Source organism: Microcoleus sp. PH2017_24_DOB_U_A, from assembly GCF_020738205.1.
Taxonomy (GTDB): domain Bacteria; phylum Cyanobacteriota; class Cyanobacteriia; order Cyanobacteriales; family Microcoleaceae; genus Microcoleus.
Genome location: NZ_JAEQCT010000020.1, coordinates 42,474 through 58,718, shown reverse-complemented (window position 1 = coordinate 58,718; position 16,245 = coordinate 42,474). Strand labels below are relative to the sequence as shown.

Genomic DNA, 16,245 nt, shown 5'->3' with positions numbered 1-16,245 from the left:
AAATCTTAAAAAACACAATTTACGCGATTTAGCTTTAATGCAAAACTCCGACTCAATATCAAATAATATATCCGAGAACTATGTAGAACTGGTGGAGTCAGCTAATCTTTTACTGTCCGAGGGTGAGTTAGAGGGTAGCATTGTTCTATTTGAACGAGCAAATACGCTAGCAGAAGAGGCTGGAGAGTTTATTCAGCAAAGTGCCATCCTCAACAATTTAGCCTTAGTTCAAGATCGCTTTGGTTTGGCTCTTGCAGCTCGCGATACCTTGCAACGCTCCTTAAAAATTTTACAGCGCACTAATGCCCGGAATGAACATTATATTTTGAATAATTTGGGTCTGATTGAACGTAATTTAGGTAATTTACATTCAGCTAAACAATATTACCAAAATGCCTTTCAAATTGTTGAATCCCTTCAGGGTGAAAACTTGGACTGTCAAGTGGCAATAGCTCAGTCGCTGACAAATCTGGGGCTGGTCTGTAAAGACTTAAGTCAGCTTACAGAAGCACGAGCCTATTTAGCAAAAGCATTAAAATTGCTAGAAGATTCGAGAGTGGAGTCATTTTTATGTACCCAAGAAGAAGAAAACGAATGTAGCTATGTGGCTAACGTTCTTTCTGCTTTAGCGCTGACCCAGGAAAAACTCAACGATATTGAAGGTGCCCGCAACTATTACCTCAAAGCGCGAGATGCCTATGAACGGGCCCAAGATTATGAAAATGAAGCTATAACCCTGCACAACCTCGGTCAATTGTGCGACAACCAAAATAAATTGCTGGATGCACTAGAATATTACTTTCAGTCTTTAACTATCAATCTGGCATACGACTATAAATTGGGATTGGCAGAGAATCTAAGTGCTATTGCTGCTTTAATATGCAATGCCAACCAAATTCAGCCAAATCTGAATCATCTCCCTGACATTGATATTAATTTTTCCGACATTATCTCGGCCTGGGTGCAACAGGTGAAAGAGGTTTTGGCGGATAGCAACCCCTCAGCACCGACAGCATTACTGAGTCTAATAATTGCTTTGGCTCAAACGAATAGCATTGACCAAATGCGTTTGCTTTACGAGCACATCCTCAGTTTGCATCAAGAAATCGGCTACCGTTTGGGGCAGGTAAAAACTTTAGTTGACCAGGCGCTCCTCAATAGAGATGCCGAAGAACTCGACCAATCGGAGCAGAATTTAACTGACGCGCTGGTACTGGCTGAAGAAATAGCGGCTCCTGACGTTCTCTACGACATCTATTTTGAACGGGGCGACATACGCATGATGGCGGGTGCAGTCTCGCAAGCCATCGAGGACTACGCAGCAGCGGTGGATGCCGCCGAATCTATTCGAGCCAACCTATTGTTGGAAGAAGAAGCGCTGGATTATTTTGCTTGGCCTAACTTGGCTGCCTACGACCGACTCGTCCGCATTGAGGCCCGTCTGAATCATTCCAAACAAGCGCTTCTCTGGGCTGAAACGGCAAAGTCGCGCGAGTTTCTGCGCCGGTTACGACTGAGCGGTGTGACGCGATCGCACGGAGTTTCGGAGGAGTTAACAGACCGAGAAATGCAGCTAATGACTCAATTGCATCAAGCGGCAGAGGCACTTAAAACTGTTGGCGAACCAGATCGGTTGAGCGCACTCAGAAACTATGAAATAGCAGAACAAGCTCTGCGACAAGTTTGGGATGAAATTGAACTGTTTGCGCCAGAATATATAGCTCTGCGTCAAGGGAAGTCGGTTTCTTGGGAAGAATTGCAACGGTGCCTGCAAGTATGACCGATAACATCGAGCTAAATTATCTGGATGCTTTGTGGCCAGCATTTGAAGAAGCCTTAGCAAAAGGTATGCAGCTCTCTCACCATGCCATTCATCACTTGCTGAGTATGGCTGGGGAGTTGAGCAATCAAAACGATTGGGACAGAGCGTGGCGAGCTTTCTGTATTGCTCGGCAATTTGTCAAGCGATCTGGCGATAGCGATTTGTTGGCGCAAGTAGCTTCGCAGCGCGCCTTTCTCTATTACCAGTGGGGTGATTTGCAAGGAGCAGCTCTGGCGTGGGAAGAAGCGCTGGCACGTTTTAGACAACTCGACCGAACCCAAAGTATCGCCAACAGTCACTCGAATCTAGGCATTATTTACAGGTCTTTAGGCGAGATGCACAAAGCCGAAATGCACTTAAGACGGGCATTAGTGTTTTTTCGCGCTTTGGAAGATCGGGTAGGGAAAGTTTCTGTTTTGAGCAATTTGAGCGTGGTTTGCAAGAGTTCAGGAAAGACTGAGGAAGCACTGGGTTTTGGCGAGCAAGCTTTAGACCTTTGCCGACTACTTCAAGATAAAAAAAGTGAAGCTGGCTGTCTGGATAATTTTGCTAGTTTAATCCTAACTCTCGGAGACTCCAACCGCGCCCTTGCTTGCAGGCACGAAGCACTGTTCCTGTGGAAGGCATTAGGAGAGCGTCGAGAAGAAGCCATGACTCTAAATAATTTGGGTATTATTTACCAAATCCGGGGAGATGTTGGTCAAGCTCAAAATTGCTTTAACGAAGCTTTAGAATTGCATCTGAGTTTGGGAAAAGACCGCTCTACTCCCAGAAATCAGGGCAATCGTGCCACAGTTCTCGTTAACCTAGGACTCCTCTATCGCGATACAGGCGAATTGTCTCGCGCGCGCGCGCACTTGGAAGAAGCTTTGATAATTTATCAGCAAATCGGTTGGTTCAGAAACATTATAACAACGCTCGACATTCTGGCTCTGGTTCATCAATCTCTCGGCGATCTAACAACTGCCTTGGCTTGCACGAACAAAGCTCTGGAGATGGCGCAGACCGGAGGCTACCGCAGTACCGAAGCGCATTTGTGGGGCAATCAAGGCTTGATTTATCAGTCTTTGGAAAGGCTGGATGACGCTCTCAAGTGTTACGAACGAGCGCTAGTTCTGCACAAAGAATGCAACGACCAATTGGGTCTGCTGGCAGCATTAATAAATATAGGAAGTATCAATCGTCTTGAGAAACGTTTTAAGGAGGCTCGAATCTCTCATCTAGAATCCCTAGAAATCGCTCGTTCTTTGGAATATAAAGAAGGTCTAGCTTACAATTTAGCGAGTTTAGCATTGATTTACAATCAACTCACTGATTTTTCAACAGCATTAGACTATCAAGAACAGGCATTATCGGTTGCTAAAAGCATTCAGCATCCCGAACTTATATGGCAGATTCGATACAGTCGAAGCGAGACTTATCGGGGTCTAGAGCAAATTATAAATGCTGTAGCAGAACTCAAAAAAGCTGTGATAATTATTGAAAGAGTGCGTCGCCGTCTGAGACGAGATGAGGAGCGGTTGAGCTTTTTCGGCGCACCCAAAGGAAATGTTTACGCTCTGCTAATTGCGATACTTCACGACTATTTAAAACGAGATAATGAAGCGTTAGAGTATGTAGAGCGTTCGCGTTCGCGGGCATTCTTGGATGTACTCGAAGCTAGAGGGCTGACTTTACCAGAGGGCGGTGAGGGAGAACCGCTACGATTTCAGGAATTGGTGGGACTGCTATGCTGAAAGCTCTACCTTAAGGAACTGGGGCAATGCTAGCGTGCTTTGGGTCGAACTCAGCCGATGCAGCCACGCGCGCCTTACTTGCGAAAATCTGAGGACTATTTCCCTCATCTGATCGCACCCTTAAAGGTAATGCTGAATCTGGCTGGAAATGTTACGATACTGCTGGAGCGGATGAGAGGAATGCCTATAAAAACTCTCCCCGCATAGATTTTTTGGAAGGATGTTGAATTCTGTATCAGAACGAAAGCCTCCCCAAACATTAAGCTACATTAATCTGTGACGCGGTTTTTCCGTGGAATTAGATGACAGAAAAGCTTGTTTGCTGCATCACCTGAATCATTACACCAAATGCCTACTAAGCGCGTCATCTTAGCTGAATACTTCACTGTCGAAGACCGTACCCTACTTTTTATAGTCCGCGATGACTTTAAAGAACCAGAGGTTATCGAAATTCCGGTGGGAACTGAAGCCATCCAACAAATTGTCATCAAGCATTTTCAGGCGGAAAGAAACGCAGCAGGTCAGGTAGTCAAATCAACAAAAGATAAGGTATTGAATTTGGATGAAGCGGTCTATCAGTCCTTCTTCGCACCTTTCGTCGCACCGTTGGTGTCCAACTCGTCCCAGGGGGACATAATGACAGAAGAAGGCGACATTATCTGGTTGGTGCCGCACAACTTTCTCCACTACCTGCCTTTGCACGCCCTGCAAGTGGAGGGTCGCTACTTGATCGAGCGCAACCCGGTCTGCTACACCCCCAGTGCTTCCGTGATGAAATACTGCCACGCCAAGCGCAAAAACAGGCGAGAGAAGGCATTGATTCTGGCAGATTCTTGTTCGGATAGGTTGCATACTCAAGAACAAGGCATCGCAATTAAACAACTTTTTCAGCCTGATGCTGAACTGTACATCGGGAACGAGGTCACCAAGGATTTACTGGTGCAAAAGCTTCAACAATCCAAAGCTGACATCGACATCCTGCACATTGCTTGTCACGGGGAATTTAATGCAGTTGAGGCTTTAAAGTCGGGCATCCAGTTGGCGCAAGAAGAAAAATTGACGGCAGAGGAAATATTAGGCTTGGATCTCAACCTGGATTTAGTCACTCTCAGCGCTTGTGAAAGCGGCATCAATGCTAATAAACCAGGAGATGAACTCATAGGACTGACTCGCGCCCTAATTTATGCAGGAACGCCTTCAGTAGTCGTCAGTTTGTGGGAGGTGGATCAGATTTCTACTAGCATCTTAATGAGTAAGTTTTACCAAAAGTTAAAAGATAGAGCTAATAAAGCGGAAGCTTTACAGCAAGCACAAATTGAGTTGCGGAATATGACGGCTCAAGATGTAATCGATTATTGCGTAGCAGCCAAAAAGCGATTGAATAACCCCATTGCTCGACTATTATTGGATTTTAATATTGCAGATATGCGCCAGAACGCTAGGGATTTTGAGGGAGCAGTCAACGATTACAATCGCTTACTTCAAGAAACAGAAAAATCCAGCAAAGAGTACGAACAAATGCTAACAGCGCTGGAAGCGTGTGAGTTTGTTCTTGACCCCCTACCTGTGGATTATCAGAGAGCAGTTTACGACCATCTTTACTACTGGTCACCATTTATCTTAGTAGGCGATTGGAGATGATTTTATGAGTCCGTTTAATAACTACGTGATAAGGACAATCCAGAGCCTCTCTGGCAGTATGCAGCCAACAGAGGCAATAGCTGCACTGCAAGCTGCTAATGCTAGCCACGGGGTCGTTATAGATGAGCAAGGAGTTCCGGCAGCGCTGGTCGTAGCTGAGGATTTAGAGCAAGCCACCAGTCGGGGAGCGCCCTTTCTGCTGCATCCCCTATCAACCCTACCTCCAGTTGTAATCGTGGGCAGTAAGGCATCTATGCAAGATTTAGTCATTAGGGATACAACGCTGAAATCATTTATTGCGGGAGCCAGGGGAGCGGTCGTCTTGGGTGATGAGGGCATTTTTGGTATTGTTCCTATCCGAACAATCAAACAATTTCAGGGAACGAGCCAGGTGCAGGTAGGCGGTGGAACGCTAGGGCTTTCTGCCAGAATGGGAGATATGGTGTTGGCCGGTGAGCGCACCACACCTTTGTGTCGGGTTATGTGTGCTGAATGCGGTTTCATCAATGAGTTGCTTTTTCTCGACAGGAGAAACCTACCCCCTTGCCAAAATACTGACACCAACGTGCCACCTCATACTTTGAAACTTCGCTAAACCGGAATACTGGAATGTTTAATGATGTCCTTAAGGAAGTCACGGGCGTTCTCGACCGTCGCTTTCTGCTCAATGCTTTCTTTCCCAGCTTGACCTTCTGGGGACTGCTTGTTGTTGTAGCATTTGCTGGCGCTGGATGGGATTTGGTAAAAGTGGCTCAGATTTGGAATCAACAAGATGTCACATTTAAAACTTTGCAAATAGTGGGGTGTCTCAGTTGGGTAACATTCTTTTCCGGGATTTTGACCAGCCAGTTAACTGCAATCGTGCGATTTTATGAAGGGTATTGGAATTTCCCTCTTAGTCGTCGCCTAGCAGCTATCGGTAAAAGCTGGCATCAAGATCGTTTGAAGGAACTTGATTTTGATATACAGATGAAGGAAATTACAGACAAACTTCAACAAGTTCAAACTCAGCTAGAGCCAGTTAACCAAGCATTGTCACACAATTCTCTTCAGCCATCAAACTCGCCTCAACATTTAGCTCAGCTTCAGAAGCAACAAGCTCAACTTCGGAAACAAGAAACTCGGCTTGAGAAGCGGCAAGCCCAGCTACAACAAAATCTGGCAAGTTTGTATAACTGTATCTATCTGTATTATCCCCTGCCTACGCAATCGGAAAAGGTGATGCCAACCAGTTTGGGAAATATTCTCAAAAATGCCGAACTATACTCGTTCGAGCGCTACGAACTGGATGCCGTTCTGATTTGGCCCCGCCTGTACAACCTGCTTCCCGACCGTTTTATTCAGACTTTGGCTGAAGCAAAAAGTTCATTAGACTTCATGCTAGTCATCTCTACCCTTGGTGGAATCTTTGCGCTCCTAAGTGGTGCTTATTTGCTAACTATTCAATCATCAGGATGGCTGTTTTTGCTGTGTTTTTGGGGAGGATTATTAGTAGGGTGGCTGGCTTATCGAGGTGCGTTGGGCAGCACCATAATCTATGCCGAATTGATTAAGGCGGGCTTTGACCTGTACCGGAACGAACTGCTCAAACAAATGCGCTTACCCCTACCCAAAACACCTACAGAGGAGATTAAGCAATGGGATGAAATTCGCCAGTTTCTTTATAGCAGCAACACGCAAGTAACTTGGCAATACATCGAGCCTGATATAACCACAGATAGAAATTCACCCTGATGTCTGCAAATAAACCATTCAAGTTTTCTTTATCCCTCAGTCAGTGGTTGGCTGTCGTTGTCATTCCGGTTGGCATTGTCGCTGCTGCCTACCTGTTTTGGCATGAAACCAAAACAAGCGTTTCTATTCCTGTGCCAAAACAGGACTTACCGGCCTATCACTCAATTAGACCAGGCGATTTAGTCCAGAAAATCTACTCGACCAGAAACCTACCTTCTAACACTTTCAGAAAGCCCCAAGAGATTATAGGGCGGTATGCGCTGACCCAGATTCCCAAGCAAAAGCCGCTGACGGAAAAACAACTCAGTTCCAAGGTTGACCCAGTTCTCCTTGCTAATACCGTTGCTGTTGGTATCCTTGCCACACCTGCCACAACATTGGGTGGTAGCTTGCAAGTGGGTGATATCGCGGACATTATGCTTGTGCCTGCCACAACTAAGTCAGGGTTTTCATCTCCCACGCTATTTCCTAACATTTTGATATTGGATGTGAAAGCTGCGTCGCAAGCAAATTCATCGTCTGCATCTGTGATTGTGATTGCCCTACCTTTGAAGCGTCAGCAAGAATTTATTAGCAAAAGTTTCGGTGCAACCTTATTACTCACCCGCAAGCTTTAATAACTTTAATGATGAAAGAAGACACCATCGAAATTGTTGGTTTTCACGCACATATTTACTTTGACAGTGATAGCCGCGATGCTGCTGCGCGTGTACGTGAAGGATTGGCTCAGTTTGAGGTGCAGCTAGGGCGTTGGCACGACAAACCCATTGGGCCACATCCTCAAGCGATGTATCAAGTTGCTTTTTTACCCCCGAAGTTTGGCAAAGTCGTTCCCTGGTTAATGCTCCACCGCGATGGGTTAGATATTCTCGTCCATCCCGAAACAGGCGACGATCTGGCAGACCACACAACACATTCTTTGTGGCTGGGAGAAAAACTAGAGTTGAATGTCGAATTCCTGCGACCTAAGACAGCCAACGCAAGCGGATGAGCTCACCCTCCGTAAAAAGTAGCAATTCATTTTTCCTCACTGATCGCAAGAAACGCCCGTACTCAGTTGCTGACACTCGCTCGATTTGGAGCGAGTGTTGCACCTTTTAGATGGACAGATGACGGGTCGCGTTTTGATTCCAATAACCCAGCTTCAACCGAGCATTTCTTGGCCTTTCTTTACCTCATGTCCTCGGAAAGCTATTATCTCGGCTATACGGCTACAACGTCGCGCGGTTTGTTGAATTGGTTCATCTTATACAGCAGGGACGGCAAGACTTTTCAGCTTGTTTTTGCCAGATAAATTCTTTCAATTTCAGTCGCAGCCAAAGGCTTAGAAAATAAGTAGCCCTGTCCAAACTCACAGCCAAGTTGTTGCAGCCAGCTCAGTTGCTCAGTTGTTTCAATGCCTTCGGCAATAACCACGAGTTCAAGTTGATTGCTCAGAGCAATAATAGTGTTCACAACTTGATAGTTACGATTCCCGGCAAGGATTTCATTGACAAAAGAGCGATCGATTTTGAGGTTGTCCACTGGAAAACGGTGCAGATAACCCAAGGAAGAATATCCCGTCCCGAAATCATCAATGCTAATCTGAATTTGTCGCGACCGCAATTGTTCAGTCAGCGCGATCGCCGCAATCGCATTTTCCATAATCGCACTTTCGGTAATTTCCAGTTTCAGGCGAGCGGGGTTGACTTGAGTTTCTGCCAACACCCGATCGATATCAGATAAAAGAGTTGGGCAAGCAAATTGTCGCACAGAGAGGTTGACGCTCATCGTCAACTCCGACTGGCCCTGTTGCTCCCATGCGCGAAGTTGCTCACACGCCTGCTGCAACACCACCATTCCCACTGGTACAATCAGCCCTGTTTCTTCCATGCAGGGAATAAATTCTCCCGGTGAAACCATACCCAGAACCGGATGTTTCCAGCGCACCAACGCTTCAAAACCGCAAACTTGTTCGGTTTGTAGATTGACAATCGGCTGATAGTAGGTGACAAACTCTTGATGTTTCAGCGCCCGTTGCAAATCATTTTCCAGCGTCAGGCGATTCAGCATTGCCAAAGACATTTCACGCTCGAATATTTGATAGCAACCTTTCCCGCGAAGTTTAGCTTTGTACATTGCTGTATCAGCATCTTGTAGAGGTTCTTCCGGTTGTTGATAAGCGCTGCTACCTAAAGCAATGCCGATACAAGCTGTCATAAATATTTCACAATCAGCCAGCAAAAAAGATGCGTCAAAGCTCCGCAGAATCGATTCAATAAATGACTCCAGGACTTTCTCGCCATCGATTTGATACAATAAAAAGCAAAACTCATCCTCACCTACCCGTGCTAGAACATCACCGGGGCGAAGATAGTCTTGTAACCTTTGTGCGACTGCAAGGAGTAATTGATTGCCGACGACATAACCAAAGGAACTATTCACCAGTTTAAATTGATCGCAGTCTAGATAAACTACTGCAAAGGAGAATTTTCCTGTTTGTAGAAGCTCAGCCAACTTTTGAAGCAAGAAAGTTCGGCTGGGTAGCGTTGTGAGTGCATCCTGAAAAATCATGGTTTGCAACTGAGCCGTGCGTTGTTGCACCGTTGTTTCCAATCGGGTATTGAAAGTAGCTAATTGCTGATATTGCTGGTGGATGCGTAACATAGAGCGCACCCTTGCTCTTAACTCCAAGCGATTAATCGGTTTGCTAATAAAGTCATCCGCTCCAGCCGCGAAGCATCTAGCTAAATCCGTTTTGGTGATGAGGGCTGTCACCATAACGATTGGCACAGATTCCCATTGTGGCATAGCTTTAATCCGCCGACATACTTCTATGCCATCTATTCCAGCCATCATCACATCCAGTAAAATTAAATCTGGCCGAAAAAGGTCTAGGGAATCGATCGCCTCTTCCCCATTTGCAGCATAATGTAACTGATAGTCTCGATCGCTCAACAGGGTTTCAATTACATCAAAGTTATCTGGTTCGTCGTCAATAATTAGAATGGCAGGATTATTCATAAAAATATTATGGGAATGGGGAATGGGGAATGGGGAATGGGGAATGGGGAATGGCGAATGGGGAATGGCGAATATCAATCCCGTTGGCATCCGAATTATTTATCAAAATTCAGGGGGTTAAAACGCCCACATGACGGTGGAATGTTTTTATAGTGGAGTTTAAATCATCATTCTAAAAACCTAGATGTTAACTGTAAAGCGGTCAACCTGTATGCTGTCAACTGTCCACTGTAAGGTGCGTCACTGTAAGATGGTCGATTTTTGTTTGCGATGGTTGGTGGCGAGGGAGCATCTCACTTTTGCAGCCAAGCTAGAAATCTAAGTTTTGAGGCAGAAGGCTCTCTTGCTGCGAGGCAGAAGGAAGGAGCCAAAAGAAGTGTTTTTACAAATATGAGATGATCCCGGTGGCGACGCACCCTACAACTGTCAACTTGTTTACTGTCCCAGGTCAACTATCAACTGTCAACTTGTTTGCTGTCAACTATCAACTGTCAACTGTTTAATAGACAATTCAATATGAACCGTCGTCCATTCATTGACAACACTTGAAATTCCGAAATTACCTCCATACAGTTCCACGATTTTCTTAACTATTTTCAATCCCAATCCGATGCCTTGTTGCTGGTAATAATTGCGTTCAAATTGTGTAAACGCTCCGATTTGTGCAATTTGTTCTGCTGTCATCCCTCGTCCTCTATCCGAGATAGATAGATAAAATGTTTCATTTTTTAATTGACTGCTGACTTGGACGGGCGTACCAGGTTTAGAAAATTTAAAAGCATTTTCTAGCAACTCATCGAGCGTGCAAGTAAAATCTCGTTCGCTCATAGTAATTTCTACATTTTCAAGTTCCCAAACCAAGTCATTTACACGATTAACAGTTTCAGCTTGGGCTTTGATAGCATTTTCAATAAGAAGTTGAGTTGAGATGTGTGGCTGATGCGTGTTTCTAGTTTCAGCAAAGTCAGGATTGCTAGTAAACATCTCCAACTGCGCGTAGTGCAAAAATCTTTTGGTTAATTTTTGCAGTCTCAATGCAGATTTTTGGGCTATTACCAACAACTCATTAACTTCCTCTGAACTCATGTCTTGATATTCATCAACCAGCAAACCAATTACGCCAAAAATTCCATTGAGGGGAGTGTTGAGTTCGTGGGGCAGTGTAGAAACTAAATTACCGCACAATTCATCCAAATTATTTTGCAATAACTGAATCGTATTTTCTTGTAATTTGGATAAACTCTCTATCCGATCGTATTGTTGTTTAACGCGCAGCATAGATTTGAGTCTGGCGCGAAGTTCAATGCCATTGACTGGCTTGCTAATGAAGTCATCTGCACCAGCTTCCAGGCAACGAGCCAGGTCTTCTTTAGTAGTGAGAGCCGTTACCATAATAATCGGTACGGGTTCCCATTGCGGCATAGCTTTAATTTGTTTGCAGACCTCAATACCATCTATTTCTGGCATCATCACGTCCAGTAAAATCACATCTGGGTCAAACAGTTTGAGGGATGCGATCGCACTACTACCACTGGCGGCGTAGTGTAGTACATAATCTGGCTCGTTTAAGAGTGTTTCAATAACATCAAAGTTGTCGGGTTCATCGTCAATCACTAAAATAGAGGGCATATTCATTCGTTATCTTGTGTTGGGGTTAAAAGCTGTTGGATAGTGGCAACCAGTTGCTTGAGCTTCACTGGCTTAGTTAAATAATAATTTGCCCCGGCTTCCAAGCAACGATCTCGATCGCCAGTCATCGCCAGAGCCGTGAGTGCAACAATCGGAATATCAACCAAGTTAGGAGCGAGGCGAATCTGTCTCATTGCCTCTAGTCCATCCATTCCCGACATTTGGATATCCATCAAAATCAAGTTAGGCTGGTGAGTTTTGGCCATGTCGATCGCCTGTTGCCCATCTTTTGCCAAGATAATGCGATAACCCTTGGCTCCGAGGTAGCTAGAAACCGTACTGATATTGGCTTCGTTATCTTCTACGAGCAAAATCAGAGGCGTTTGGCTGGTGGCTTCGTTGGTGGCGAAGCTGGTGGGTGGAGAGTCTTGTTCGAGAGTATTGGCTAGTTGCTCGCCTGCTGTCATTTCAGGTGAGAGGGGAAAACCAATCGTACAGGGTAGGTCGATCGCAAAGCAACTGCCCGTACCTAGTTCGCTGGTGAGTTCCACCCTACCACCGTGGAGTTCGACAATTCGCTTCACCACTGCCAGCCCCAAGCCCGTTCCTGCATATTGACGGTTTAAGGCAGTATCGATTTGGATGAAAGGCTGAAATAGTTTCTTGATATTTTCTGGTGCTATGCCAATGCCCGTATCGATTACGGCAATTCGCAAGAAGTTTTTTGGGGAAGAATTACTAACAGTTGCATCGGAATTCAGTTGGCGGACTGGAGATACCTCTACAGTGATAGAGCCGCCTGAGGGAGTGAATTTAACTGCATTGTTGAGTAGGTTAATTAATACCTGACGAATGCGTCGTTCATCCACTAACAAATCTGGTAGATTTGCTGGAATTTTCATCTCAAGTTGGATGCGTTTCTTGAGAGATTGCTGTTTAATAAACGCTAAACTAGACTGACAAATATGAGAGACAGAAATTGAAGTACAGTCGAGTTCGACCTGTCCGGCTTCTATTTTTGCTACATCGAGGATATCATCGATCAACTCTAGCAAATGGGAGCCGCTTCGTTCCACAGTTTGTAAGGCCTTGAGTTGTTTCTCGTTGACACTGCCAAAGACTCCTTCTTGTAGTCCTTCGGTCATGCCCAGAATCGCGTTCAAGGGAGTCCGAAGTTCGTGACTCATGTTGGCAAGAAATTCATCCTTGAGGCGAGTGGCGCGGGCGAGTTCTTGGTTGGAAACTGCCAGTTGTTGATTGCTATCAGTGAGCTTTGCCTCTGCCTCTTGTCGTTCGGCTAGTTCTTTCTGTAATTGCTCAAAAAGATTCGCTTGCTGAATGGCAATTGCTAACTGATTAGCTGTTTGTTGAAGTAAATTGATTTCCCGTTGTTGCCATTGGCGCGGACGATCGCATTGATGGGCAATCAACAATCCCCAAAGGGTTTGATTTTGAATAATTGGAACTACTAATTTAGCTCGAACCTGGATTTCTGCTAGGAATTCGACCAAACAGGGCAAGACTGATTGCTGTTCGTTTTCGCGATCGCTTAGGGCATATATTCTTCCCTGTAGATAACGAGCATAGTTTTCTTCAGGAAAAACCTCTTCCGGGAAGACAATATTCAGAATCTTCGGCCAATTTGCTAAAACAGATTCGGCAATGGCTGCCCCCGTACCTCCGGGAAACACACGATATACCAATACTCGGTCTGACTTTAATACTTGATGGACTTCCTCAACGGTGGCATTGAGAATCTCGTCCAGATTCAACGATGACCGCATCCGTTGAGTAACCGATCCTAACAACCGCTGCTGTTCTGCCTGTTGTTGCAACCTCACTTCCGCTTGTTTGCGCTGGGTAATATTCCGAAAAATACCCCGCGTCGCGATCGCTCTGCCATCTTGAAACTGACAATTCACATTCCCCTCGACGATGATTTCTCTGCCATCTTTGGTCAGGAATCTGGTTTCGATACCCAAACAGAGCGCACCAGCAAATAAGCTTTGCATCGCAGTCTGACAATGTACTAATTCATCGGGATGGATAATTTGGAAAAGGGACAGTTGAAGGAGGTCAGCATCGTTGTATCCCAGCGTTTCTTTCCACGCAGCATTTACAAATAGAATCCGACCGTCGGGAGCAATGCTTTGAATGAGATCGGTGGCGTTGTCGAAGAGATCGCGCAGTTGAGCCTCGCGTGCTTGTAGTTCGCGCGTCCGCTGTTCGACCCTCGCTTCCAAGTCCTGATTCAAGCGGTGCAACGCATCGTTGGCGGCTTTCCGCTGTAATTCTGTGGCTGCCCGTGCTGCAAAGACCTGAAGAATGGCGATTGCTTCGGCACGTTTTTCGGCTGGTAAGGGCTGTTTGTCTAAAATGCAAAGGTTGCCAATCGCCTTGCCGATATCGTCTTTTAAGGCAATGCCCAAATAGCTATCTGCCTGCATCGTCGCCAAGTATAAATCATCAGGAAAGATGCTTTGCACTTGGCTGGGGCTGTAAAATTCCCCATTTTTCAAAGCATATTCGCAGGGAGTGCGAGCTGGATGATAGGATTTTTCGGGCTGCAAAGCTCCATTTGCCCAGAATCCAAGGGTATGGAGTTCGTCGCCCACCAGCTCGGTAACGATGGCACAGCCGATATCCAACGCTTCGGAAATGTGGCGCACTAGGGCGAGAAAAAAGTCTTTTCCCGTGACGGCAGCAGTTCCTGTTACCAGTTTTTGTAGGGTTAATTCAGCTCGTTTGCGATCGCTAATATCAGTAATCGTCCCCACATAACCTATAACCCGCCCAGCGGCATCATGCTCTGCCACCGATTGCCCGTACACCCAAGTCACAACACCATCGGTGCGTTGGAAGCGATACTCCAGGCTAAAGGGGCGGTTTTCTTGGGCCGATTGATACCACTCTGTCGCTATTTTGTCTCGATCCTCTGGGTGCAATCTTTGCCGCCATCCATCTCCGGCTGAGGATTCTGGAGTCAGTCCGGCTATCTGACACCATCGATCGTTGACATAGGTACATTTACCTTCAGCATCGGTACGGAAAATCCCCACGGGAGCGGCTGCGGTTAATGTGATGTAGCGCTCTTCACTTTCGAGTAACCGAGCTTCTGCTTGCTGGCGTTCGCTCAGTTGAGCTTGCAATTTTTGGTGAGTGGTGGCTTGCTGGATGGCAATCGCCAGTTGTACCGACAAAGCTTGCAACAGTTCGACTTCTTCCGGTTGCCACTCGCGGGCGTTCTGGCTTTCAGTGACATTGAGCAAGCCCCACAATTCATCTCCACACAGCAGCGGCACCAAGATTTTCGCCCGCGTCTGGAGGCGGATCAGCATCTCGCGGTGGCAATCTGACATGGGGGTAGTGTAGATATCGGGTACGACCCTAATTCGCCCCTGGCGGTAAATCTCCGTACAGTCTTGGCTAAAACAGGTGTCGTTAATCCGCTCGTTCACTAAAGACAGGGCCGAGTCAGTAGATTCGGCAACGGCAATGGTTTGCCAATCCGCTTCAAACTGCCAAATGTTCACGCGATCACACCCCAGCACTTGGCGTACCTGGGCCACAGTCGTATCTAAGATGCTTTGCAAACTCAAGGACGAGCGAATTTGCGTGGCAATTGCAGCCACCAATTTTTCCCTTTCTGCTTGAGCTTTCAGGGCTGTCGTCCGGGTTTGTACTTGTTTTTCTAGTTCAACGGTGCGGGTTTGTAATAATTCAATTTTCTCTGCTTCTAATACCACTACCTTCTGTTCCATGACCTCTGCCAGCTTGTATAGCTCCAATGGATTGAGGGCTTGTAGCAAGCTGGTCTGGGTGATGATGCCCAATAGCTGTCCCCGGAGGCCCGTCACCGCCAACCGATGAATCAAGCGCTGTTCCATGATGGAGTGCACCACCCACAGCGAATCGTCAGGTCTAACGGCAAAAATCGGTCGGCTCATCACCGTCTCGGCTTTACAGGTTTCCAAGTTCAAGCCCAATGCCTGAAACTGCACAATATCTCGCTCGGTGACAATCCCCACCGGAATTTGCAACGGTTCCGATTCACTCCGACTGATTTCCACTATCATTACGGAACTAACCCGGTGTTTTGCCATCAGTTGGGCGATCGCCAACATCAATACATCTGGCTCGGCACAAATCACCTGATTCGTCATCACCTCTGATACCAGTCGCAACCGCAAAAGATCTACAGGGCGACTGGTTTGTCGCAAACTTTCATGGGTCAGTAACCCCACTAAGCGCTCGGACTCTCCCAGAATGGGTAAGTGGCGAATCTGGTACTGTTGGAGCATATTAATCGTAGACAATAAATCGGTCAAAGCAGACTCGTACATGGTGATGACTGGATGTGCCATCACCTCTCGCATTGCCAAAGTCTCCAAAGAACGCTGCTGAGCACTCAAGCGCACGACATCCCGCTCTGTCAAAATACCTACCAAACGCTCATTTTCTACGACCAACACGCAGCTTGACCGTACCTCTAGATGCAGTTCGTCCAGTTGTCCATTTGCTGTTTTAGTGGTATCGCAGATAGCCCGCATACCGCTCATTTGGGCGATGGCTTCTATCACCGTCGTATCTGGTTTAACCATGAGAGGGTCGCGCACGATCGCCGATTTCAGTTCTGATGGGGTAAGAGCTGTGGTGCGGGTAAACATTGCTATAAAGGTA

At 46.3% G+C, this 16,245-nt stretch carries 11 protein-coding genes; 8 read left to right on the top strand and 3 right to left on the bottom strand.

Features of this window, described 5'->3' with window-relative positions; translation table 11 throughout:
- Nucleotides 1-37: 37 nt before the first annotated feature.
- The 7 genes from JGK07_RS03280 to JGK07_RS03250 all read left to right on the top strand — a co-directional run bounded on the left by JGK07_RS03280 (nucleotide 38) and on the right by JGK07_RS03250 (nucleotide 7,924).
- A complete protein-coding gene (locus JGK07_RS03280; RefSeq protein ID WP_293242196.1) occupies nucleotides 38-1,780 on the top strand; it encodes a tetratricopeptide repeat protein in 1,743 nt (580 codons plus the stop codon).
- Nucleotides 1,777-3,558 carry a tetratricopeptide repeat protein gene (locus JGK07_RS03275; RefSeq protein ID WP_293242199.1) on the top strand — a complete coding sequence of 594 codons (1,782 nt, stop codon included), beginning with the start codon at nucleotides 1,777-1,779 and terminating at the stop codon, nucleotides 3,556-3,558. The genes JGK07_RS03280 and JGK07_RS03275 overlap by 4 nt, the downstream gene beginning before the upstream one ends.
- Nucleotides 3,559-3,906: 348 nt before the next feature.
- On the top strand, nucleotides 3,907-5,199 hold the full coding sequence (locus JGK07_RS03270) for a CHAT domain-containing protein (RefSeq protein ID WP_293242202.1): 1,293 nt from the start codon (nucleotides 3,907-3,909) through the stop codon (nucleotides 5,197-5,199).
- 58 nt (nucleotides 5,200-5,257) lie between these two features.
- On the top strand, nucleotides 5,258-5,794 hold the full coding sequence (locus JGK07_RS03265; protein ID WP_293242205.1) for a hypothetical protein: 537 nt from the start codon (nucleotides 5,258-5,260) through the stop codon (nucleotides 5,792-5,794).
- A 14-nt stretch (nucleotides 5,795-5,808) separates the two neighbouring features.
- Nucleotides 5,809-6,933: a hypothetical protein gene (locus JGK07_RS03260; RefSeq protein WP_293242208.1), complete on the top strand. Its 1,125-nt coding sequence runs from the start codon at nucleotides 5,809-5,811 to the stop codon at nucleotides 6,931-6,933.
- Nucleotides 6,933-7,550 (top strand): hypothetical protein, encoded by a 618-nt coding sequence (locus JGK07_RS03255; RefSeq protein ID WP_293242211.1) that lies wholly within the window; start codon nucleotides 6,933-6,935, stop codon nucleotides 7,548-7,550. Before JGK07_RS03260 ends, JGK07_RS03255 begins: the two co-directional genes overlap by 1 nt.
- A gap of 8 nt (nucleotides 7,551-7,558) precedes the next feature.
- On the top strand, nucleotides 7,559-7,924 hold the full coding sequence (locus JGK07_RS03250; protein WP_293242214.1) for a DOPA 4,5-dioxygenase family protein: 366 nt from the start codon (nucleotides 7,559-7,561) through the stop codon (nucleotides 7,922-7,924).
- A 281-nt stretch (nucleotides 7,925-8,205) separates the two neighbouring features.
- Here JGK07_RS03250 and JGK07_RS03245 read toward each other — a convergent pair whose 3' ends face one another.
- Nucleotides 8,206-9,936, bottom strand: coding sequence for an EAL domain-containing protein (locus JGK07_RS03245; RefSeq protein WP_293242217.1), 1,731 nt, complete (start codon nucleotides 9,934-9,936; stop codon nucleotides 8,206-8,208).
- On the opposite strand from JGK07_RS03245, the gene JGK07_RS03240 reads away from it, so the two are divergent.
- Nucleotides 9,920-10,057: a hypothetical protein gene (locus JGK07_RS03240; RefSeq protein ID WP_293228563.1), complete on the top strand. Its 138-nt coding sequence runs from the start codon at nucleotides 9,920-9,922 to the stop codon at nucleotides 10,055-10,057. The two genes, JGK07_RS03245 and JGK07_RS03240, sit on opposite strands and share 17 nt — an antisense overlap.
- A gap of 356 nt (nucleotides 10,058-10,413) precedes the next feature.
- Here the strand turns inward: JGK07_RS03240 and JGK07_RS03235 are convergent, their stop codons facing one another.
- Both JGK07_RS03235 and JGK07_RS03230 read right to left on the bottom strand, forming a co-directional pair.
- On the bottom strand, nucleotides 10,414-11,571 hold the full coding sequence (locus JGK07_RS03235) for a hybrid sensor histidine kinase/response regulator (RefSeq protein WP_293228566.1): 1,158 nt from the start codon (nucleotides 11,569-11,571) through the stop codon (nucleotides 10,414-10,416).
- Nucleotides 11,568-16,232, bottom strand: coding sequence for a GAF domain-containing protein (locus JGK07_RS03230; RefSeq protein WP_293242220.1), 4,665 nt, complete (start codon nucleotides 16,230-16,232; stop codon nucleotides 11,568-11,570). Before JGK07_RS03230 ends, JGK07_RS03235 begins: the two co-directional genes overlap by 4 nt.
- Nucleotides 16,233-16,245: the final 13 nt, after the last annotated feature.